The organism is Sphingobacterium sp. 1.A.4, assembly GCF_002734245.1.
Lineage (GTDB): Bacteria > Bacteroidota > Bacteroidia > Sphingobacteriales > Sphingobacteriaceae > Sphingobacterium > Sphingobacterium tenebrionis.
This window is the reverse complement of record NZ_PEAZ01000063.1, coordinates 52,462-74,436: the sequence shown is the minus strand read 5'-3', so window position 1 is coordinate 74,436 and position 21,975 is coordinate 52,462. Positions and strand designations below refer to the sequence as shown.

The following is a 21,975-nucleotide window of genomic DNA, read 5'->3' as shown; positions in this document are numbered from 1 at the left end:
TATCATCTCTCCTCTACAACCTACCTCCCGGTATCCATCAAAGACTTACTATTCTCTGCCATCCTGATAAACTCTGCCCTATAACCTTCATCATCTTTTCCTTTGGCAGCTTTTGCTCTAGCGATCAAACTTGGAAAACTCGCTTTTTGTTTAAATTCTGAATTACGAATCAACATCCCAAACTCCGCAACTGCGGTTGCAAACCTAAAATCTTCACTTGCTGCATCAATTCCAACAGCTTTATCCGACACCACCACTTGCTGCAATTTGCTCACCTCACTTTTCGGATCCTTATACCTGAACTTCACCGTAGCCAATTCGCCATTCAAAGCACCTGCTTTAGATTTTCCATTCTCCTGATATTTCAACGGATCAACTGTTCCAATAGCCGAGCTCTTCACCCCTACCGGAACAATCTCATAGATCGCAGTGACCGCATGCCCAACTCCCATATCTCCGCCCAATTTCTGGTCATTATTAAAATCTTCAGCGGCCAATAACCTATTCTCATACCCCACCAATCGGTAAGCCTGCACATAAGCCGGATTGAATTCCACTTGGATCTTCACATCCTTCGCCACCGTGAACATCGTTCCACCAAATTCTGTGACCATGGCTTTTCTCGCTTCCGCAATATTATCAATGTACGCATAGTTACCATGACCTTTATTCGCCAAGATCTCCATCTTACTATCCTTCAGGTTTCCCATACCATAGCCCAGAACGGTTAAATGCACACCACTCTCCCGCTCCCTGCTGATCAGGCTTTCCATATCCTCATCCGATGAAGCTCCCACATTGAAATCCCCATCAGTTGCCAACACAATACGGTTATTTCCATTCTTCAGGAAATTTTCCCGCGCTATATTATAGGCCATCTTAATTCCCGCGCCACCAGCGGTTGAACCACCAGCTTCCAATTCATCGATCGCATTCTTAATGGTCATCTTCTGATCACCAGCAGTACTTTTCAATTTCAACCCAGCTGAACCCGCGTAGGTTACAATGGCTACCTTATCCTCTGGTCTTAATTGATCCACCAATAATTTCAGGGATGATTTCACCAATGGCAAACGATTATGTCCAAACATAGAACCAGACACATCGATCAGGAACACAAAATTGGAAGGTGGCAATTTTTCTGTCGGCATATTTTTAGCTTTAAGTGCTATACGCATCAGTTTATGCTCCTTATTCCATGGCGAAGTCGCCAACTCGGTAAAAATCTTTACCGGGTCTCCATTGGTTGGGGCAGGCAGATTATATTGAAAATAGTTGATCATCTCCTCCACACGTACCGCATCTTTCGGCGGCAGAGTTCCAGAATTGATCATCCTACGTACATTACTGTATGATGCGGCATCCACATCTACCGCAAAAGTGGATAATGCTTCCTTCAACGGTGAAATAAACTTATTCTCATCAATGTTTTGATAGGATTCTGATTGCACAGGACTTGGAATACCTCGAACCATCATCCCGGGATGGTGGGATGCCACAACTGCCCCTACACGTTTTTGCGCTTTCACCTGCCCATATCCCACGACTGTTACTTCGTCTAATTGCATAGAACTCGCATCCATAAAAACCTCTAAATTCAATTTCTTGGCGATTTTTACGGTCTTGGTTTCAAATCCTAGGTAGGAAAACTCCAATACATCCCCTTTATCTGCCTGGATCTTAAAATACCCGTTCTTATCCGAGGTAGTGGCAAGGTTTTTTCCTTTTACCATAATCTGCACCCCAACAATGGGCTGTTTATTCGAATTATCCTTCACATAGCCGGTAATTTCGGCTGCAATGGCTTGGCTCATACCTCCTAGGGCAAACAGCAAAGCGAAAACATATAGTAATCTTTTCATAGCGCGTTGATTTTTGACAAGGGATGCAGAAAAAAACAAATTTCCATAAACGAGAAAAAAAAATTAATTTTCAGCTTTTATAAAGCCGTAGCATTTTGTCGAAACAGACCAACCATACCGATGAGGAACTGCTCCAAGCCTATCTGCAAGCTGGAGATCTTACCTATTTAGGTGAGCTGTTTCAACGGCACAGCGAAATGCTATACTATGTATGCCTCCGATACTTCAAAGAACCGGAAAGAAGCCGGGATGCCGTTATGCAGATTTTCGAAGAACTGATCGAAAAGGTAAAGAAACAGGATATCCAAGATTTTCCACGTTGGTTATATGTTGTTGGCAAGAACCATTGCCTGATGGCCCTGCGTTCTGCAAAAAATAAAATGGAAATTGTTACAGACAGTTTTGTGGAATTTGGGGTAAACCTGCATCAGGAGGAAAACTATCAGGACAAGGAAGAGCAACTTTCCCAATTGGAACGTTGTATCGAGGTGCTGATCGATAAACAAAAACAGAGTATACAACTCTTCTTTATAGAACAGAAGTGCTATAAAGAGGTTTCAGAAATAACAGGCTACAGCTTGAATGATGTTAAGAGTTATATTCAGAACGGGAAGCGCAATCTGAAGAACTGCATGGAAAGGAGTGGAAATGAATAATCATTTTGATATTGCTTATTTAAGGAAATATGTAAACGGGGAACTGAGTCCTTCGGAGATGTATGCCCTTGAAAAGGCATCCCATCAGGATGAATTCTTGATGGACATCATCCTTGGTTTGGAGCAGGAGAAGGCATTGGGCGAATCTGAATTGCTGGATAAAAAGGATCTTGATTCTGCTATTTACGAACGTACGCATCCAAAGAGGATCCGTAAAATGGGCTATTTACGTTGGATATCTATTGCAGCTGCCTTGGTATTGGCATTTGGGATTGGTCTTACCTGGTATCTAAATCGTGATGTGGAGCAGGAAACAATGGAGGAAAGCATTGCCACGGCAGATCAGGCGGCACCGATGGATAGCCCTACGAATGTAGCTCCGATAGATAGTTTGGCGGATGAATTGTTCGAGCCTGAACAGGAAATAGCCATGCTGGAAAAGAAAGCGCCTCAACACCGGGCATCTAAAGATGCTGTTGTAGAAATTCAGCGGCCGAAATTGAGATTTCCAGATGCACAAGTGGCTACAGAAGCAGATCGGATGGGTTTTGGAAGATGGCGGGATACGTCTTATGATTTCCGGAATGAGGATATGATTGTGGATAATAGGGTTGCAGGAAGAGTTTCGGGGGTACAAACTGAAAATCAAATTGTTATCCGGGGAATCAATAGTATGGCGAAGAAGGAAACTATTACTGGAGCTGTTGCGCGGGTTGGTTCTGCCCAGGACAAAAAGACCATCGTAACGGGATTGGTGTTGGATCAGGTTTCAGGGAGACCATTGGATCATGTGACGGTTAGGGATGTTCAAACGAATGAAATTGCCATTACAGATTCTTCTGGTCAATATATTATGCCTTTGTCGGCAAATAGCCAAGAATTGGAATTGATTTCTTTAGGATATGAGAGTAAGCGTATAATCGCAAGTAATAATAAGGTGGTACAGCTGGCCCCATCGAATCATAGTTTGGATGAGGTTGTTGTTGTTGGAGTAAGTGGTAGAGCGAGAAAAACAAAATCAGAGCCTTTGGCGGGTTGGTCGGCTTTTAGGAAATACCTAGAGGATCAGACTGGTCAATCTTTATTGGGTAAAGGAACTGTGACCTTGGTGTTTGATGTTTCTAATGCGGGAAGGCCGGTGGAGATACAGGTTAAGAAATCTAGTAATACGGTGTTGAACCAAAGGGCTATTCAGATTATTTCGAACGGCCCGGATTGGAGCTTGGGTAATGATGGGAAGAAGGTAGAGGTTAAGGTAGAGTTTAGGTAGTTTTTCGCGTCATTGCGAGGAACGAAGCAATCTTTAGCCATGTCATGGTGAGCGTAGTCGAACCATCTGGTACAGATCCTTCGACTTCGCTCAGGATGACATAGGGCGCCGCATATCGAAAGATTGCTTCGTCGTGCCTCCTCGCAATGACGTATAGTTCCTCGCAATGACGCGGAAAACTATACATGCATCCTTGCCAATGGCGCTATATCCTGCCCTACAAAATCCTTTTTCAAAAACTTCTGATAACCCGCTATCGCAATCATTGCTGCATTATCCGTACAATACTCAAACTTCGGAATAAACACCTTCCAACCATACTTCTCACCCATTTCCAACAACCCCTTCCTCAACCCCGAATTCGCAGAAACACCACCCGCAATAGCAATCTCCTTCACTCCTGTTTCCTTCGCCGCCTTCTTCAATTTATTCAACAAAATAGAAACAATCCTACTCTGCACCGAGGCACATAGATCATCCATTCGCTCCTCCAAAAATCGAGGATCCTTCTTCAACTCTCCCTGCACCAAATAAAGTATCGCCGTCTTCAAACCCGAAAAACTAAAGTTCAAGTCCGGAATCTGAGGCTCCGGTAATTTAAAAGCCTCTGGATTTCCATTTTGTGCATGTTTATCGATCAATGGTCCACCGGGATAAGGCAGATCCAATATCTTTGCTGTTTTATCAAAAGCTTCTCCAGCAGCATCATCCAGGGTCTCCCCCAACAATTCCATTTCAAAATAATCCTTCACCAGCACGATCTGCGTATGTCCACCAGAAACCGTTAAACATAAGAACGGAAAATTAGGTTTAGGATCATCAATAAAATGCGCTAGAATATGTGCCTGCATATGGTTCACTTCGATCAAAGGAATATTCATCGCCAAGGCAAAAGACTTCGAAAAGGAGGTTCCTACCAATAAAGAGCCTAAAAGTCCAGGTCCACGCGTAAATGCTACTGCATCTATCTCATTTTTATGTATTTTTGCCTCAGCAATAGCTTGATCTACCGTAGGGATGATATTCTGCTGATGTGCTCGGGAGGCTAACTCCGGAACCACACCACCATATTTCGCATGTACTGCTTGACCAGCTATAATATTTGCCTTAATTTCGCCGTCTATACAAATAGAGGCCGAAGTTTCATCACATGAAGATTCTATTCCGAGTATGATGGCCATTTTGAGAGAGTAATTTAAATAAAGTACAAAAGTATCAAAAAAATACTGAAAATAACGTTGATTTGCCTGCTCAGCATCCTTGCATTGCTGTCGATCGTGTTATTCTCGCTACAGTTCTCTTCCGTGCAGACCTATGTGAGCCATAAGGTCGCCAATTACCTGTCCAAAGAGTTAAAAGCTGATGTTAAGGTGGAACGTGTATATTTCCGACCATTTTCAGAACTCACCCTTACTGGATTTCAGATTTCCGATCAATCGGGCAAAGCATTGCTTTCTGCCAAAGAACTGCATGCCAACCTCATGCTGCGCAAGATTTTGGAAAACAAGATTACCATTGAGGAAATCAGTATCGAGGAAGCAAAAGCCAACCTGCATTTCTATAAAGACAGTTCTAATTTTAAGTTTTTGGTCGATTATTTCGCCCCCAAGAAAAAGAAAGAAGGAAAACAGAGCAAGCCTTTGCAACTGCAACTGGATAATATTGTGCTCAAGAACAACCAGATCAAACTGGTCAACCATCGATTCAAACACCTTAACCGAGGTGTTGATTTTTCCGATCTGGACATCATCAACCTTTCTGGCGCAATCAATGAGATCAAATTTGATACCCTAGGTTTTGAGGCTAACTTAAGGGCATTAACGCTTAAAGAAAAATCAGGTTTTCACCTGAGGGAACTCACTGCGCAGACGAAGATCAGCTCCACTTCCATGGAATTTGATGATCTGAAACTCATCAGCAACAACTCCTCCTTAAGCCGCTATTTAAAATTCACTTATTCGAAATTCGCTGATTTCGGCGATTTCATCAATAAGGTGCAGATTGAAAGCACCTTGGAAGATGTTTTTGTGGATTCCAGGGATATAGAATATTTCGCACCTGACCTGAAGTTCGTCAAGTTCAAAACCCATGTCATCCAGGCTAAGGTGGATGGAACCGTAGCGGAATTATACGCCAGCGATGCCCATCTTAAAACCGGAAAGGAAACGGAACTAAAGGGCGATTTCAGTATCAAGGGTTTACCCGACATCAACAGGACCATTTTTGATTTTGACCTGGAAAAACTGAACAGTTCAGCCAAGGATGTGGAACTCTTGGTTCCTCAATTGGCCAACCGTTCCGCTTTCAAGCTACCTGAACAATTACATGCCTTAGGACATCTACAGTTTGCCGGAACTTTCAAAGGGCTTTACAACCTTTTTGATGTGGAAGGTAACTTCCAAACTGCCTTAGGCGATATCATTGCCAAGACAAACATCAACCTCAAGCAAGGCATACAATATCAAGGTCAACTCCAAAGCCCGGATTTTCAATTAGGTAAACTTTTGGGGTCTAATAGCTTGAGACAAACCGGAATGGATTTCGATTTTCAAGGTAAAGGTCTGGAATTGGATCAATTGGAACTGAATCTGGCAGGAGATCTAAAAAACTTCCAGTTTGAGAATTACCAATATGATAGCCTATTCGTCAATGCGACCTTAGCGAACAGCATTATCCAGGCCGTTGGGGATATTAAAGATCCCCAGATCAGGTTGAGTTACGATGCTTCTATAGACCTTCAGCAACCTCAAATTGCTTACGACATTTACGCTGATATTGAGCAGGTCAACCTGAAGAAAATGGGCGTGGTTAAAAAAGACAGTATCCTGATCTATAATACCAGCATCCACACCCAATTAAAAGGAAACAACCTGAACAATCTGGTGGGCGATCTTTATAGCGACCAGATCAATATGGAAACCAGCAAGGGCGAGTTTTCCATCAATGATGTTTATTTTTCGGCACAGGGTAATGAAAAGGACAGGCTTTTCAGTTTGAAGTCCAATGTGGCGGATGCGGAGATGCGCGGCTTGATCGATCTGAATACCATTGTTCCCTATTTTAAAGCTTTGGCGATGCGCTATGCACCAGCAATCGGCTTCGATCTGGAACCTTATAACCCCCAGATATTTGATCTGGAGTTCAATATCAAATCCTTTGAACCTGTTTCCGCTTTCTTGGATCCCAACCTGACCTTAGAAGATGGTGCTTATTTAGAAGCCCATTTTTCTTCGAAGGATTATACCGCTAAATTCCATGCTTTTAGCCCTTTGGTCAAATACAAAGGTATCAACCTGCAAAACCTAAATCTGCAGGAAAATGCGGATCAAGAGGCCTTTTCTCTTGACCTCAAGGCAGATCGGCTATTTTTAAATGATAGTCTATATGTAAATAATATCGAGATCAACAATGTACTGGCAAAAGACAGCCTGATGTTCTCGGTCAATGCGGCAAATGAAACCGATCTAAATTACCTGCGATTGAATGGGAATATCCATTTTGCGCATAACAAACCCGCATACATCAAGTTCAATGAATCGACCATTGTGGTCAATAATGATCCTTGGGAATTCAACAAAGATGCAGAAATGCGTGTTTCTAAGGGGAAATTTTACCTGCAGAACCTGAAGGCCAGCCAGGGCAAGCAATTGTTGACATTTAACGGGGTATTGTCCAATGAGGATGATAAATTGGATGTGGCTTTCAACCATTTCAACCTAAATTCCTTGGAAAGTATTCTGGCGCCTATGGGAATTCAGTTAAGTGGAGAGCTGAACGGTAATATTGAAGTGAATTCTATTTTCAGAAAACCATATCTATCTGCGGATGTAAGTACTACCCCGCTAGTATATAATAAAATCCCCATCGGGCATTTGAAATTATTGGCGGATTATGTACCGGAATCCAAAGTAGCGAACTTAGATCTCCAATTATTGGATGAACTGAACCGAGGGCTTACATTGAAAGGAACCTATCAAGTGGATGAGGGTGATCAGGAATTAAATCTGAAGGGCGGTCTTAAGGAAGCAGAATTGATTTTGCTGCAACCTTTTGTCCGCAACCTGGCTTCTAATCTGGAAGGCAGGATCAATGCAGATATCCAGATCAATGGCACCCTGAAGAATCCATTGTTCAACGGAACGGCCAAGATTCAGAATGCATCGTTCAATGTGAATTACCTGAAAACGGCGTATAACTTCAGTAACCAAACGGCATTGGTAGACAAGAACAACATTATTTTGGATAATTTGACCTTCACGGATACCAAAGGGCATCAAGCGGTAGCGAATGGGAAGATCGATCTGAATAAATTAAACAATCCTTATATTGATGTGGATGTGGCCACCAATAATGTCATGATTTTGAACACCACTTTCAAGGACAATAACCTTTACTATGGGACTGCCTTTGCTACGGGGAACTTTTTGTTCAAGGGACAGACCTCTGCTATCGACATCAATATCAAAGCAAGATCCGAGGCCAATACAGTCATCAGTATACCGTTTAACACAGCGATGACGGTATCTGACAGCGATTTCATCTATTTTGTGAGTAAGGATTCCAGTGAAAATAAAGAGAATGCTTCCAGGTACTTCCTGAAGGGCATGACCATGAACATGGACCTGGTGCTGACCCCCGATGCGGAAGTGAACCTACAGACGGATCTTGGTTCTCTGAAAGGGACAGGTAATGGGGAAATCACCTTGAAAGTATCGAGTTTGGGGGATTTTGAGATGTTCGGAGATTATACCGTAAGTTCTGGAAAATTCCATTTTACGGCGCAGGATTTTATCAACAAATACTTTGACATCAAACAAGGGGGAACCATCCGTTGGACGGGCTCTCCGTCTGGAGCAACAATTAACTTGGTGGCACTCTATCAACAGAGAACATCGATCGGCGATCTGTATAATGCAGCAGGGCGAGCTGGGCAGGATGAACGCGTGTTGGCACAAGCTGATATGAACATCAAAGGTACGCTAAGCCAACCAGATGTTACTTTCGACTTGAATTTCCCGCAAAACCCTTATGTAAAGGATGAATTGCAGGCTTATCTAAGCGATGCGAACAATGTGAACCAACAGGCCTTGAGTCTGATCATCCGAAGAAGTTTTACGGCAAGTTCTTCCAATGATGTTGGTCGGGAGGTGAACAACACCTTATTGTCTGCCGGAACGGAGATCGCCTTCAATCAGCTTAATAATATTTTAGCGCAATCCTTGAATATTAATTTCTTGGATTTTAATATCCGTTCTTTCAATGATGCCTCAGCTTCCTTTAGGTTCTTCAATGATCGCTTGGTATTGACGGGTGGTATTGTGGACCGCAGGAACATACAGACCACCGATCTTACTTTTTTCTCCAATGAGGTAGCTACGGATGCGGAGTTGACTTATAGGGTGCGTAGGGATGGAAGTTTAGTCTTCCGGGCTTACAATCGTTTAAATACGAGGAATATTTTATTTACACCGACGGATGATTATATCAACGCGGTAGGATTGGTGTATCGGCAGGAATTCAATACCCTTGGAGAATTCTGGCGCCGGATGTGGACTTTCAAAACAAAACAGGATAGTATCAAACCTTTTTCTTTGCCAAGGCAGGATTCGGTAAAGCATAACCTTAATCCATTTTAATTGGCTATCCGTTTGTTGATCTTCTAGTAAACTTTAGTTTTTATTAAATAAATGGAATAAGGACACCCATTCCTGATCTAGGGAACCGGTAAATTCAGGCTGCTTGGCCCGGTTGTACCAATACCTGGCATTCCATAGATCGCCCTCCACCCGATGCAAATAAGCATGTAGATGTGCAGAAGGCAAATCCGTGAGTTGATCGACCAAGTCATGAGCAGTTTTCCAATCGCCCTTTGCATCATACCAAAGGGATTTTAGATGAATAGACCAGGATGGATCGGGATGATTTTCTTTTAATGAGGCTTTGAATTCTTGAATAGTCATGGTTGAAATTAATCAATTATTTCGAGTACTAATAAAAAAATGGCTAGCCTGGAGGACTAGCCATTTCTTTTGTGTCTATTTAAATTTACTTGCCAACGCTGCAAGTTTACTAGCAATATCGGTTTCGGGCTCAGACTCTCTCCTTCCCTGGTTTCCTTTGCCATGCGGCCTGTTACCCTGCTCTCGTTTCCCTTGATCTGATTTTCCAGTCTCCCGGTAATCCGAACGCTTTCTTTGGCCTTTATCTTCTGTTTTCATGCTTAGGCTGATTCGGTTCCGGCGTTCATCTACCTCCGTCACCTGCACCATCACCTGTTGTTGCACTTTGACTACTTCATGTGGATCGGAAACATAATGATTCGCTAATTGACTTAAATGTACTAATCCATCTTGGTGAACACCTATATCCACAAAAGCGCCAAAGTTTGTGATATTCGTTACGATTCCTGGCAGTTTCATGCCCACCTTCAAATCGCTGATTTTATTCACACCTTCCGTAAAGGAAAAGGATTCAAATTTCTCCCGTGGATCCAATCCTGGTTTTGCCAACTCGGCCATGATATCAGTCAGGGTTGGCAATCCCACTTCCTCGGACGTATAGTTTCTTAAGTTTACCTGTTTTCTCAGGCTATCATCCTTCATCAGATCTTCGATAGAAACCTTTAGATCTTTTGCCATCTGCTCCACCAACGCATATCGCTCCGGGTGTACTGCGGAAGCATCCAAAGGATGCGCTGCATTTCGGATACGGAGGAAGCCTGCTGCCTGTTCAAAGGCTTTATCGCCCAGTCTAGGCACTTTCTTCAACTCCCGACGAGATTTGAACGGTCCATTTTCCTTACGATAATTGACGATCTGTTGAGCCAATGCTGGTCCTAATCCTGAGATATAGGCAAGAATCTGTTTGGAAGCGGTATTCAACTCTACTCCAACTGCATTCACACAGGAAATCACGGTATCATCTAATGCATTCTGTAATTTACCTTGGTCTACATCATGTTGATATTGACCTACTCCAATGGATTTTGGATCGATCTTCACCAATTCGGCCAATGGATCCATCAATCTTCTACCGATGGAAACTGCACCCCGAACGGTAACATCATAATCGGGAAACTCTTCCCTTGCGGTTTCTGAAGCCGAATAAATCGAAGCTCCACTTTCGTTCACCATCACCACCGTCACATTCGACAATTGTAATTTGCGGACAAAATCTTCTGTTTCACGGCCAGCTGTACCATTGCCAATTGCAATAGCTTCCACATCGTATTTAGCAACTAAATGCTTGATGGTTTTCTCGGCCTCTGCCATTCCTCCGGCGCCATTGTGTGGGAAGATCGCCGTGTTCTCCAATAAATTCCCTTGGGCATCAAGGACCACGGTTTTACATCCCGTACGGAAACCTGGATCAATCGCCAATAAGCGTTTCTGACCAAGTGGTGCCGCCAATAGCAATTGGCGAACATTATCTGCAAAAACCTTGATCGCTTCTTCATCTGCACGTTGGCGAGTCAATACGCGAACCTCCGTTTCCATGGATGGTTTCAGCAAACGCTTATAGCTATCCAATAGCGCAAGTTCAACCTGCTCGCTGGAACTGTTCTTGGCTTTGATATATTGTTTTTCGATACCCGGAAGCACTTGTTCCTCTTCCACGTCCACATCCAGGTACAATAATTCTTCTTTTTCGCCCCTACGCATCGCTAATACCCGATGGGATGGTGCATCTTTTAGTGATTCAGACCACTCGAAATAGTCCTTGTATTTAAGGGCTGCCTCCTCTTTTCCTGGCACCACCCTAGAAACAAATTTCCCTTTTTCCATCAGGATCTTTCTTGCATGAGATCGAACTTCTGCATCCTCTGCAATCTGTTCCGCTAGAATATCTCTTGCTCCTGCCAATGCTTCCTCCAGGTTGTTCACCCCTTTTTCCGCATCGATATAGTCTGCAGCTGCTTCGTCAAGATCGATCTTATCCTGTGCTAATAGAATATCAGCCAATGGCTGTAATCCTTTCTCGCGCGCCATGGAAGCCCGAGTACGACGTTTTGGCTTGTATGGAAGGTAAATATCCTCCAGAATGGCCATGGTCTCGGCTGTTTTCACCTGCTCCTCTAAAGCAGGGGTCAATTTCCCTTGATCACTAATGGATTTTAAGACAGCTTCCTTGCGTTTATCCAGATCGCGTAATTGCTGAATACGATCTCTGATCGCCGCAATCTGCACCTCATCCAAACTTCCGGTAACCTCTTTACGGTATCTTGCAATAAAAGGAATGGTAGCACCTTCATCCAATAGAGCCAATGTACTGTTTACTTGCTTTTCGCTAAGCGCTAGCTCTTGCGATACGATAAACTCGTGGGATGTACTCATAATCAAATGTTATAGAAAAAATAAGCTGTTGAAGAACATCAACAGCTTAAGGTTTTATGCTTAAATATTGTTAGGCGTTTTTAGATGGATTTTCATCTGAAGAAGTTTTATCTTCTTCATTTTGTGTTTGGTCAGCAGATGGTTGATCTTCTGTAGCTGCCGTTTGGTCTACTTCTTTATTATCTTCAAAATGGTCGTTATAACCATAGCTGTAATAATCATCCTGTGTTGGGGTTGCATAAGGTTGATGGGTATATGTCCCGGCAGGAGCAGAAAAATGTGGAGTTTTCTTTTCTTTTACCTCTCCATTTTCTGTCTGATCAGTACCTTGATTTGCTAAAGCCTCATCATTTTGGTAATTCGTAGATGTTTTTTGCTGCTCAGGTTCGGTTTCGATATTTGCTTTTACATCATCAATTTCCTTTTCAAAGTTATTGATCTGATCGGAAATCTCTCTTTTGATGCCTTCGGAAGCATCTTTAAATTCGCGTATACCTCTTCCCAGTCCTCTCGCCAATTCAGGTAGTTTTTTCCCTCCGAACAACAACAACGCCACAATCAGGATCAACACCATCTCTTGGGTACCTATATTCAAAAACGCTAAATTCATTTCTTTTAAAAATTGTTAATAGAGCTAAGGTAAGTGTATTATTTTTTTTCGCCAACTGTTATCTGTAAATATTTAGACACAAAAAGTTAACAAGCCTGCTACAATGTTTGAAGTTAAACTTTGTACATTTGCCCATTCCAACCCGATTTGATATGTTCAATTATTACAAATCCAACAAAATGTACTACCTCAGCAGCATGGCATTAGCCGGACCTGTTGTGATTTCCCAATTGGGCCATACCTTGGTCCAAACAGCGGATACCATTATTGTTGGCCATTTTGCCGGTACGATTTCATTAGCTGCTGTTTCTCTGGTACATTCTGTTTTTATGGTAGTTCTGGTGATAGGCCTTGGTATTGCCTTTGGATTAACACCTCTGATCGCGCAGGAAAATGGACGCGGGAACTATCAGGAATGTGCCAAATTGCTTTCCAACAGTTTTTGGTTGAACATCATTTCGGCTCTCCTGCTGTTCTTGTTGGTTTATTTCGGATCGATGTATGCCATGCAACATGCTGACCAAGATCCGCTGGTGGTTGAAACCGCCAAACCTTATCTTCTGATCCTGAGCTTATCCATATTACCTTTGATGCTGTTCAATACCTTTAAGCAATTTGCCGAAGGATTGGGTTTTACCAAGCAGGCTATGAACATTACCATTTGGGGAAATGTACTGAACGTGCTCTTGGCAATTGTGCTGGTGAAAGGGATGTTTGGCATTAAGCCAATGGGCGTTGTTGGTGTGGGTATTGCCACCTTGGTGGACCGTATCCTGATGATGGCTGTTATGGCATGGTATGTTTTGAATTCATCGAATTTCAAACGGTATATCCAGCATTTTTCGGTAAAGTTCATTGATGTGCATCGTATGAAAAACATCCTGAAGATTGGTGCTCCGGTTGCTATGCAGTATGTTTTTGAGATTGGCGCTTTTGCTGCGGCGGCTTTGATCGCAGGGATGATCGGGGCAGTGGAACAGGCAGCACATCAAACCGCAATTACGCTTGCTGCGATGACTTATATGATGGCCAGTGGAATTGCTTCAGCAGCCACCATTAAGGTTGGGAATAGTTTTGGAAACAAGAACTTTTTTAGGTTGAGGAAGTTTGCAACGGTTTCCTATCATTTGGTGATTGTCTTTATGATAATATGCGCCTTGATATTTGCGGTGTTTAATCAATACCTTCCTTATATTATTTCAACGGATCTGGCGGTTATTGCTTTGGCTGGCCCTCTATTGATCATTGCAGGTGGATTCCAATTGTTTGATGGAACGCAGGTGGTTGGATTGGGTGTTTTGCGGGGTATGGGCGATGTGAATATCCCTACTTTTATAACGTTTGTGGCGTATTGGGTGGTGGGTATACCGGTGGCTTATCTGTTGGGGATTTATTGGAATGTGGGGGTTAAAGGGATTTGGTATGGTTTGACATTGGGATTGCTGACCTCTTCGGTTTTGCTGTTTTGGAGGTATCAGTATGTGGTGAAAAGGAAGTTAATTGAGGTGGGTGCCTAAAGACATTGTAAGGTACTCCGTCATTGCGAGGAGGTACGAAGAAGCAATCTTTGGACTTTGTCATCCTGAGCGTAGTCTTTGTCATCCTGAGCGTAGTCGAAGGATCTGTACGGGTACTAACGAACAGATGCTTCGACGCTGCTCAGCATGACCTGCGGAAAGATTGCTTCGTTCCTTGCAATGACGGGAAAGTCGCAATGACGAGATAGTTGCCGAGATAGTCGCAACAACTAAAAACCTACACCGTCCTTTCTGCGTCCCAGTTTTCTAAGTAATCAGCCACTCTGCGGATAAAACTTCCACCTAAAGCGCCATCGATTACCCTATGGTCATAAGACATCGAGATATACATCATATGCCTTACAGCAATAACATCACCATATTCAGTCTCCAACACAGCCGGTTTCTTTTTAATAGTTCCTACAGCTAAAATCGCTGCCTGTGGCTGGTTGATAATAGGCATGCCCAAAATATTTCCGAACGCACCGATATTCGTAAATGTAAAAGTACCTCCCTGTGTATCATCCGGCTTCAGCTTATTACCCCTCGCACGATTTGCCAAATCATTTACCGATTTTGAAATCCCCGAAAGACTCAACTGATCCACATTTTTAATCACAGGAACAATCAGATTTCCACTTGGCAAAGCCGCCGCCATACCAATATTGATGTTTTTCTTGCGAATAATATTATATCCATCCACTGAAACATTCACCATCGGGAAATCTTTAATAGCTTTCGCGATCGCTTCAATGATCAATGGTGTAAAGGTGATGTTCTCCCCTTCTGCTTTTTTATAAGCGTCCTTGATTTTATTTCTCCAGTTCACCAGATTCGTTACATCCGCTTCCACCACTGAAAATACATGTGGCGAAGTCTTCACACTGCTCACCATATGATCTGCGATCAAACGACGCATTCTATCCATTTCAATGATCTCGTCTGATCCGGAGCTCTTCACTACCTGAGCCGGACTCGTCACAGCTTGACCTACATTAGTTGTACCAGAAGATGCTTTAACTTCTGAACCAGCAGATGATGAAGCTACCGAGCTTCTAGACTCAGTAATTGAAGACCCCATAGTTGGAGAAGCTGAATCAACTTTAGGTATATGGTTACTTCCTGCCTTTTGCTGGATATAGTTTAAAACATCTTGTTTCGTCACTCGGCCTTCTGCACCAGTACCAGTAATTCCATCCAGCTCCTGTTGAGAAATACCCTCCTGTTGAGCAATATTCCTAACCAATGGGGAATAAAAACGAATACCAGAACTCCCAGCTTCCGAAACTTGGTTATGATCTTCAGCAGCACGGCTATCCACCTGATCCATTCCAGGAATTTCTGTCGATGCTTCAGGAGCATCATCCATTCCTTCCTGATCAGCAGATTCTTCCGTATGTTCCGCTTGTTTTTCTTCTATGTTTTGCTCGGAATTATTCAAGTTTTCATCCTGAACATTCCCTGAATTTTCAGCATCATCATCGCCATCAACCTCGATCAATGCAATAACATCGCCTACCTGGATTACCTGATTTTCTTCAAACAATCTTTCCTTTAGGATACCAGCAACCGGAGATGGCACTTCGGAATCCACTTTATCCGTCGCGATCTCAGCGACAGCATCATCTTCCTCGATGCGCTCTCCAACCTGAATCACCCATTTTGTCAACGTAGCTTCTGATACGCTTTCTCCCATCTTAGGAAGTAAAAGTTTATATATAGCCATCTATTTTTTATTTGGATTGTTAGTCCACTAAGTTACTTATTAAAAGTTGAAACTCAAGGAAACAAAATATAATCGTTTGAATAAAAACCTACAAAAAATATAATTCTGTTAATCGCCCTTCTCTTGTCGATATAAATTCCATAACATCAGGAAGGCTTGCGCGGTTGCCCGTTCAATATTGATGTGCCGATCCCCATGAAAACGGAACAATTTAGTTTGCACCTCCTGCTTACCCGCTACAGCAATCCACACGGTACCTACAGGCTTTTCCTCCGAGCCACCTCCAGGCCCTGCAATTCCCGTAGTGGCCACTGCATAACTCGTGCCGAGACGTTCCTTTGCCCCTTTCGCCATCTCCACAGCCGTTTCTTCACTTACCGCACCAAAAGCCTCCAAGGTCGACTCCGACACACCCAGCTGCGACACTTTCACCTGATTGGAATAAGAAACAATCCCTCCCTCGAACATCTCGCTTGCTCCGGCTACTTCCGTAATCATATGTGCGATATTTCCGCCTGTACAGCTCTCTGCCGTGGCTAAGGTACAGTTATCCGCCACAAAGGATTTGATGAGCACCTCCTCAAAACTGATATCTTCCGTTGATACAACAGCATTCCCAATTCTCGCAATCAATTGCTCTTGCAACTCATCCGCTAAAAGATTCAATTGTTCCACATCTTTGCCAGAAACCGTCAACCGAAGTCTGACCATACCGATCTTAGGAAGGTAGGCAAGATGTACCTGATCCGGAAAACTATCCTCGATATCAGCGATCATTTCGGCTAAATGCGACTCCCCTATTCCAACGGTTAATATATAGCGCAGCACCAACTTTTCCTCACTGTGAAAATCCTTCAACTTAGGAATAGCCCGATGGGTCATCAGGTTTTTCATTTCAAAAGGTACTCCCGGAAGGAAAATAAACACCTTCCCCTCATGCTCCACCCACATTCCAGGCGCTGTTCCCCAATCATTGAAAAGGACTTCCGCATTGGCCAACACATCAGCCTGACCATAATTCATGGCCGGCATGGTCCGGTTGAAGCGTTCAAAAATCTGCTTCACATGAACCATAACTTCTTCATTATGGACGAAAGTGGTATTGAAAAACTTGGCGACGGTCGCTTTGGTTACATCGTCTTTGGTTGGGCCTAATCCACCTGTACAGATGATCACATCTGCCCTGCTTTGAGCGGCTGTTAAAGCTTGAAGAATATGGGATTCACTATCTGTTATAGAGGTTATCTGTTGAACATGAATCTGCAGGTCGAACAATTGCTGTCCTAGCCATGCCGAGTTCGTGTCCACGATTTGCCCCAGCAGAATCTCATCACCAATGGTAATAATCTCAGCTTTCATGGCTTTTAAGATTTAAGTTTTTCTAAAAGGTAAAATGACTCTGGCGTTTCGATAACTTCAGATCCTGAAGGATCGATGCCTTTGCCCTGATGGTTATGTTATAACTTTTGTATTGCCCAAATGGAACCCATCCGACCGACATATCCCAACAATGTAGATCCCGATAAATACTGATGTTGGTCAAACTGGCCTTCATCTGCACAAAATCGAAACCGGTATTGTATTGAATCTTCCATTTCGGCGTCACATTGAAATCCCCATGTACATTGACCGTATTGGTCAACACACTGCGCATTCTTTGCTCTTGGCTATCAAAAACCCGAGCATAATTGAAAGAAACGGATGCAGCAACATTCCATGGAATATTGAAATCTACGAAGGCATTCGGATCGGTACTGATGCGTGAAAGTGCCTGCGCCTGTTCCGGACTTAGATTCGGCATGCTGTTCCGCAGGGAATCCATATTGTTATTCCGGTTTTTATTCGCCTCCGGATTAAAACTATAGTCAAAGGAAAGACCGAAATTGGTCAAACGAGCAAGCTTACCATCTTTGATCGCATAGCGATTAATGGTTCTTCCTGTATAAGGATCGTAGGTATAAGGGTCAAATGTACCATTGAAATTCAGGTTCAATTTTTCCTTGAACAATGAGGTACGTCCCGAGAAACTGATGGTGGATAGTTTCAGGGAATCTGCCGCCATATTATAGTTACCCGAGAAGGTTAAACCTTGGATAATAGGCATCTTTCGGAATCCATTACCTGTGGTATCATTATCATCCCTAACTTTTGCTTCAATATTATTATCTACCGAGAATCCAATCCCTAAGGAACGACCTTCACTTGGCGATCCATAAAGTGAACCTTCAAAGATGGAATAGTTCCTGTTCACGCCATTTTCATCAATGAAATTACGGTAATAGCCATATCTTTCCCTTCCAAAATCAGGGCGATAATTCAAGTTCACCGATGGTGTAATCACGTGGCGTATACCCTCGATCTTACCCATTTTAGGATACATACCATATACCTTGGTTGACAATCCGCTGGAAAGGTTATAATCGTAGGCTCTTTTGAAGCCTTGGATAGTATCTTTTACCGTGCTGTATCCAAACACCTCATTTGCTACACGATTACGAACAGACTGCAAATACCAGCGTTCGGTGTAATTGGCGGAGGTATTGAATTGGAAATATTTCAGCACATTCAAACTTAAACTAACCGGAATATTATGTTGCATCCCATTGGTAAAGTCCTGAAGCGTTTCTTTTCTAAACAAAAGCGTATCAAACGTAACGATCTTATTCTGCGCCTGCATACTATAACCTACCGTTAGTTTCTGGTACCATTTCTGTTCCCCAACACGATCTTTACTATCGAAAGGATTAAAGGTGGCCACGTTCAAACTGATGGTTGGTAGATCCAAGGTTACCCGACCAGTGGTCAGGTCCTGCTCATGGCGAAGGTTGGATGTGAAATTGACCTTACCATCGGCAAATACTTTTCCATAAGCGATGGAAGAGTTCAATCGGTTATTGGTCAATGCGCGAGGATCGTATGTTCCACCCGCAGCAGAATTCTGCAAATAAGAACGGGTACCAAAGTTTACAGATGCCGTAAAGGAAGTCCCCGGATTAGCCTCCTGCCTTTGGGTATGGTTCCAGGTAAAGTTAAAATCTTTACTACGTCCATAACTTGGCGTACCTTCTACCCCTTCCACGAAGGAACCATAACGGATATTGAAGTTACCACTGAATTTATAGTTCACCAAATATTGGGTCCTTACACTAGCTTCCCAGGTTCCTTTGGAATACAGGTTACCTCTGATTTCCGAATCCCAATAATCATTGAAGGTCAGGTACCATCCCAGATCACGCATGGCAAAACCACGGGAGGCATCCTCACCAAAGGATGGGAATAAAAATCCGGAACTCTTCTTATCCTGTTTAGGGAAAAATCCGAATGGAATAGCAATAAATTTTAAGGGTATATTTTCAACCACCAGGTAGGATGGTCCGGCAATAATCTGTTTTTGGGTGATCACCCCTTTGCTGATCTGTATACCAAAGTGGGTATGCGGATAAGGCAGATCACAGGTACTGTACAATCCTTTGTACAAGGACATCTCGTCATAGATATTCTTACGTACTTCCCGGGCTTGAATATAACCCCCATCCACCTCGGTCATCACGCCATAGGTTTTCGGCACTTGGGATTTGTAATTATATAACAGGGAATCGACAGCAATCGGCGATTCTCCAGGCATGATCACGACTGGCCTTCCAACATATTTCCCGTTATGATCGATCACACCGGAAGCAAACAAGATATTGGTATTTCTATCCAAACGGATATAGTCGGCTGCTAATTCGAAGCCTTCATATTTCACTTTGGCACCTTTGAACAGGTGCAGGATGTTTTTGCTGACCTCGTTCCAGGAAGAATCATTGGCCGAGATGGTAACCACGGTTTCCAGACCGCCATCATCTTGCATATGCACCGTATCTTGTCCTGAAACCTGTTTGAAATTGTTTTTACTGGTATCCTGGAGTTCGTTTTTGGAGGTGTCGTTTGTAACAGTTGTCCCTCTGGAATTGGTTTCCACCTGCCCTTTTACCAAAGACAGCCCACAAAAAAAAAGAAAAAGGGTAAGGAAAAAACAACTTAAAGCCTTCAAAATGAAATATGAATGTTATTTTTGTGCTAATTTTAAACTCTTGATGGCAAAAATAGTCAAAAATCTATTACAATAATTAGGATTTTGATAAAGTTAAACATATTTAACAAATAACTTTAAAAAGCACTTTGTTGGATATTTAAAAGGAGAAGTTGGAAATGAATCTTAATCAAAGAACAAAATCAGTCCTAAGCATTTTAGGCATTACACTACCTATCTTATTTCTAAGTATTTACGTCGGAACCAGTAAGGGCGACTCCGCAAAGGAACCCATTTCAACCGAAGTTTCTGGCAATAAAGCGATGCGATTGATCGTTATCGATCCGGGTCATGGCGGGAGAATTCCTGGCGCCAGAGGAAAGATTTCTGCCGAAAAGGATATCGTTTTGCAAGTATCAAAAAAACTGAAAGATGCTATTGAAAAAGAATTACCGGGTGTAAAGGTGATGCTTACGCGGGAAACAGATGTGGATGTTCCTTTCCATGAGCGTTCCGCCATTGCCAACCGCAATCGGGCGGATCTCTTTTTATCCATTCACTGTAACTCGGCCGATTATGATTCGAAAGGTCGGGTAATCCGCAGACCTAATGTGAGTGGAACAGAAACCTTTGTATGTGGTTATAACCGATTACAGAAAGGGGAATCCAACGTAGCGGTAAGAGAGAACGCGGATATCTTGATGGAGGAAAATTACCAGGAAAACTATGGTGGTTTTGATCCTAAAGATCCTTCTTCGTATATCATATTTTCCTTATTGAAAAGAACTTATCGGGACAAGAGCATTAAATTTGCTTCTTATATCCAGAATGAATATGTAAAGCAGGGCAGACCAAACCGTGGCGTTCAGGAATTATCTTTAGCGGTACTGGCATTTGCGAGTATGCCTTCTGCCTTAACCGAAATTGGATTTATTTCCAACCCAGATGAAGAAAACTACATGTTATCCGCAAAAGGACAGGAAGAAATTGTTGGCAACATTGTTGATGCAGTGAAACGCTATAAAACAAGTTCTGGATTATAGCATTAAGATACATTGAAATTGGACACTTTTAAAAACACGAAAAAAAACATTTTTAAGGCAGCCGGACGTATGGCCATCTGTTTATCAGTCATCGTCTTAGCTTCCTTTACTCCTAAAGACCCGCAAAATCCAAATCAAAGTGGTACCGTAAAAAAGATGCGGACGATTGTACTTGATGCAGGACATGGTGGTCATGATTCAGGTGCTGTCGGTCGGGTATCGAAGGAAAAAGATATCGCGCTGCAGGTAGCCCTAAAATTAGGCAAACGTATAGAACAGGAACTGCCAGGTGTAAAAGTGGTTTATACCCGCAAAACGGATATTTACCCGAAGCTATACGAAAGACCTGCTATTGCCAATAAGCACAATGCCGATCTTTTTATTTCCATCCACTGTAACTCTGGAGGTACTACCAGTAGAAGGGTAAAAAACAGTAGAGGAAAATATGTGACCCAAAAAACATTGAACACATCAGCCGCCGGAACAGAGACCTTGGTTTTAGGTTTTAGCCGTACAGGTCAGCAGGATGTGGCCATCCGAGAGAATGCTTCCATCCTGATGGAGGAAAACTATAAGGAAAACTATGGTGGTTTCGACCCAAAGGATCCATCATCCTATATCATCTTCTCCTTGATCAAAAGGAAATATAGGGAGCAGAGTATCCGATTAGCAAGCTATATGCAGGACCAGTTCAAAGGGTCCAACCGCACTGATAGAGGTGTTAAAGAGCAGTCCTTGGCTGTTTTGGCCACTGCGGGTATGCCAGCGGTACTTACGGAAATCGGATTCATCAGTAATCCCGAAGAGGAACGCTACATGAACTCTGCTGCTGGGCAGGAAGCCATTGTCACAGATTTGTTTAATGCAATAAATACCTACCGAAAAGCTTTTGAAAGATAAACTTTTTCTTAACTTGGTGGTTAAATATTTATAGATACTCTTA

General features: G+C 42.8%; 14 protein-coding genes. 6 read left to right on the top strand and 8 right to left on the bottom strand.

The window, feature by feature from the left end; genetic code table 11:
• Window positions 1–20 precede the first annotated feature (20 nt).
• A complete protein-coding gene (locus CRJ00_RS10850) occupies window positions 21–1,862 on the bottom strand; it encodes a vWA domain-containing protein (RefSeq protein ID WP_099366892.1) in 1,842 nt (613 codons plus the stop codon).
• Window positions 1,863–1,957: 95 nt separating this feature from the next.
• Here CRJ00_RS10850 and CRJ00_RS10845 point away from each other — a divergent pair, with 95 nt between their 5' ends.
• A complete protein-coding gene (locus CRJ00_RS10845) occupies window positions 1,958–2,518 on the top strand; it encodes an RNA polymerase sigma factor (protein ID WP_257213757.1) in 561 nt (186 codons plus the stop codon).
• Window positions 2,511–3,788 carry a carboxypeptidase-like regulatory domain-containing protein gene (locus CRJ00_RS10840; RefSeq protein WP_099366891.1) on the top strand — a complete coding sequence of 426 codons (1,278 nt, stop codon included), beginning with the start codon at window positions 2,511–2,513 and terminating at the stop codon, window positions 3,786–3,788. The genes CRJ00_RS10845 and CRJ00_RS10840 overlap by 8 nt, the downstream gene beginning before the upstream one ends.
• Before the next feature lie 179 nt (window positions 3,789–3,967).
• Here the strand turns inward: CRJ00_RS10840 and tsaD are convergent, their stop codons facing one another.
• Window positions 3,968–4,969, bottom strand: coding sequence for a tRNA (adenosine(37)-N6)-threonylcarbamoyltransferase complex transferase subunit TsaD (gene tsaD / locus CRJ00_RS10830; protein ID WP_099366889.1), 1,002 nt, complete (start codon window positions 4,967–4,969; stop codon window positions 3,968–3,970).
• A 57-nt stretch (window positions 4,970–5,026) separates the two neighbouring features.
• Here tsaD and CRJ00_RS10825 point away from each other — a divergent pair, with 57 nt between their 5' ends.
• Window positions 5,027–9,424: a translocation/assembly module TamB domain-containing protein gene (locus tag CRJ00_RS10825; protein WP_257213756.1), complete on the top strand. Its 4,398-nt coding sequence runs from the start codon at window positions 5,027–5,029 to the stop codon at window positions 9,422–9,424.
• Window positions 9,425–9,457: 33 nt separating this feature from the next.
• On the opposite strand, the gene CRJ00_RS10820 is transcribed toward CRJ00_RS10825, so the two are convergent.
• The 3 genes from CRJ00_RS10820 to CRJ00_RS19295 form a co-directional block, all read right to left on the bottom strand.
• On the bottom strand, window positions 9,458–9,748 hold the full coding sequence (locus CRJ00_RS10820; protein ID WP_099366887.1) for a hypothetical protein: 291 nt from the start codon (window positions 9,746–9,748) through the stop codon (window positions 9,458–9,460).
• A gap of 75 nt (window positions 9,749–9,823) precedes the next feature.
• On the bottom strand, window positions 9,824–12,121 hold the full coding sequence (locus CRJ00_RS10815; RefSeq protein WP_099366886.1) for a Tex family protein: 2,298 nt from the start codon (window positions 12,119–12,121) through the stop codon (window positions 9,824–9,826).
• 70 nt (window positions 12,122–12,191) lie between these two features.
• Window positions 12,192–12,731 (bottom strand): Sec-independent protein translocase subunit TatA/TatB, encoded by a 540-nt coding sequence (locus CRJ00_RS19295; protein ID WP_099366885.1) that lies wholly within the window; start codon window positions 12,729–12,731, stop codon window positions 12,192–12,194.
• A 197-nt stretch (window positions 12,732–12,928) separates the two neighbouring features.
• Between CRJ00_RS19295 and CRJ00_RS10805 the strand changes: the two genes are divergently transcribed.
• Complete coding sequence (locus tag CRJ00_RS10805) at window positions 12,929–14,248, top strand: MATE family efflux transporter (protein WP_306473109.1); 1,320 nt, start codon at window positions 12,929–12,931, stop codon at window positions 14,246–14,248.
• Between the two features lie 238 nt (window positions 14,249–14,486).
• Here CRJ00_RS10805 and CRJ00_RS10800 read toward each other — a convergent pair whose 3' ends face one another.
• From CRJ00_RS10800 to CRJ00_RS10790, 3 genes are all read right to left on the bottom strand, one after another.
• Window positions 14,487–15,974 carry a dihydrolipoamide acetyltransferase family protein gene (locus CRJ00_RS10800; protein WP_099366883.1) on the bottom strand — a complete coding sequence of 496 codons (1,488 nt, stop codon included), beginning with the start codon at window positions 15,972–15,974 and terminating at the stop codon, window positions 14,487–14,489.
• Window positions 15,975–16,082: 108 nt separating this feature from the next.
• The gene (locus CRJ00_RS10795; RefSeq protein WP_099366882.1) at window positions 16,083–17,333 is read right to left on the bottom strand and encodes a competence/damage-inducible protein A; all 1,251 of its coding nucleotides are present in this window, start codon (window positions 17,331–17,333) and stop codon (window positions 16,083–16,085) included.
• A 22-nt stretch (window positions 17,334–17,355) separates the two neighbouring features.
• Window positions 17,356–19,938, bottom strand: a complete 2,583-nt coding sequence (locus CRJ00_RS10790; RefSeq protein WP_257213754.1) for a putative LPS assembly protein LptD — start codon at window positions 19,936–19,938, stop codon at window positions 17,356–17,358.
• Window positions 19,939–20,168: 230 nt separating this feature from the next.
• Between CRJ00_RS10790 and CRJ00_RS10785 the strand changes: the two genes are divergently transcribed.
• On the top strand, window positions 20,169–21,032 hold the full coding sequence (locus tag CRJ00_RS10785; RefSeq protein ID WP_099366880.1) for an N-acetylmuramoyl-L-alanine amidase family protein: 864 nt from the start codon (window positions 20,169–20,171) through the stop codon (window positions 21,030–21,032).
• Between the two features lie 69 nt (window positions 21,033–21,101).
• Window positions 21,102–21,932, top strand: a complete 831-nt coding sequence (locus CRJ00_RS10780) for an N-acetylmuramoyl-L-alanine amidase family protein (protein ID WP_099366879.1) — start codon at window positions 21,102–21,104, stop codon at window positions 21,930–21,932.
• The last annotated feature ends 43 nt before the right edge of the window (window positions 21,933–21,975 follow it).

Excerpts from the sequence above, each read along its gene's own strand:
- CRJ00_RS10805 (WP_306473109.1), top strand. The coding sequence starts at position 12,929 with ATGGCATTAGCCGGACCTGTTGTGATTTCCCAATTGGGCCATACCTTG.
- CRJ00_RS10785 (WP_099366880.1), top strand. The coding sequence starts at position 20,169 with ATGAATCTTAATCAAAGAACAAAATCAGTCCTAAGCATTTTAGGCATT.
- CRJ00_RS10820 (WP_099366887.1), bottom strand. The coding sequence starts at position 9,748 with ATGACTATTCAAGAATTCAAAGCCTCATTAAAAGAAAATCATCCCGAT.
- tsaD (WP_099366889.1), bottom strand. The coding sequence starts at position 4,969 with ATGGCCATCATACTCGGAATAGAATCTTCATGTGATGAAACTTCGGCC.
- CRJ00_RS10780 (WP_099366879.1), top strand. The coding sequence starts at position 21,102 with ATGGCCATCTGTTTATCAGTCATCGTCTTAGCTTCCTTTACTCCTAAA.
- CRJ00_RS10815 (WP_099366886.1), bottom strand. The coding sequence starts at position 12,121 with ATGAGTACATCCCACGAGTTTATCGTATCGCAAGAGCTAGCGCTTAGC.
- CRJ00_RS10840 (WP_099366891.1), top strand. The coding sequence starts at position 2,511 with ATGAATAATCATTTTGATATTGCTTATTTAAGGAAATATGTAAACGGG.
- CRJ00_RS10850 (WP_099366892.1), bottom strand. The coding sequence starts at position 1,862 with ATGAAAAGATTACTATATGTTTTCGCTTTGCTGTTTGCCCTAGGAGGT.
- CRJ00_RS10800 (WP_099366883.1), bottom strand. The coding sequence starts at position 15,974 with ATGGCTATATATAAACTTTTACTTCCTAAGATGGGAGAAAGCGTATCA.
- CRJ00_RS10795 (WP_099366882.1), bottom strand. The coding sequence starts at position 17,333 with ATGAAAGCTGAGATTATTACCATTGGTGATGAGATTCTGCTGGGGCAA.
- CRJ00_RS19295 (WP_099366885.1), bottom strand. The coding sequence starts at position 12,731 with ATGAATTTAGCGTTTTTGAATATAGGTACCCAAGAGATGGTGTTGATC.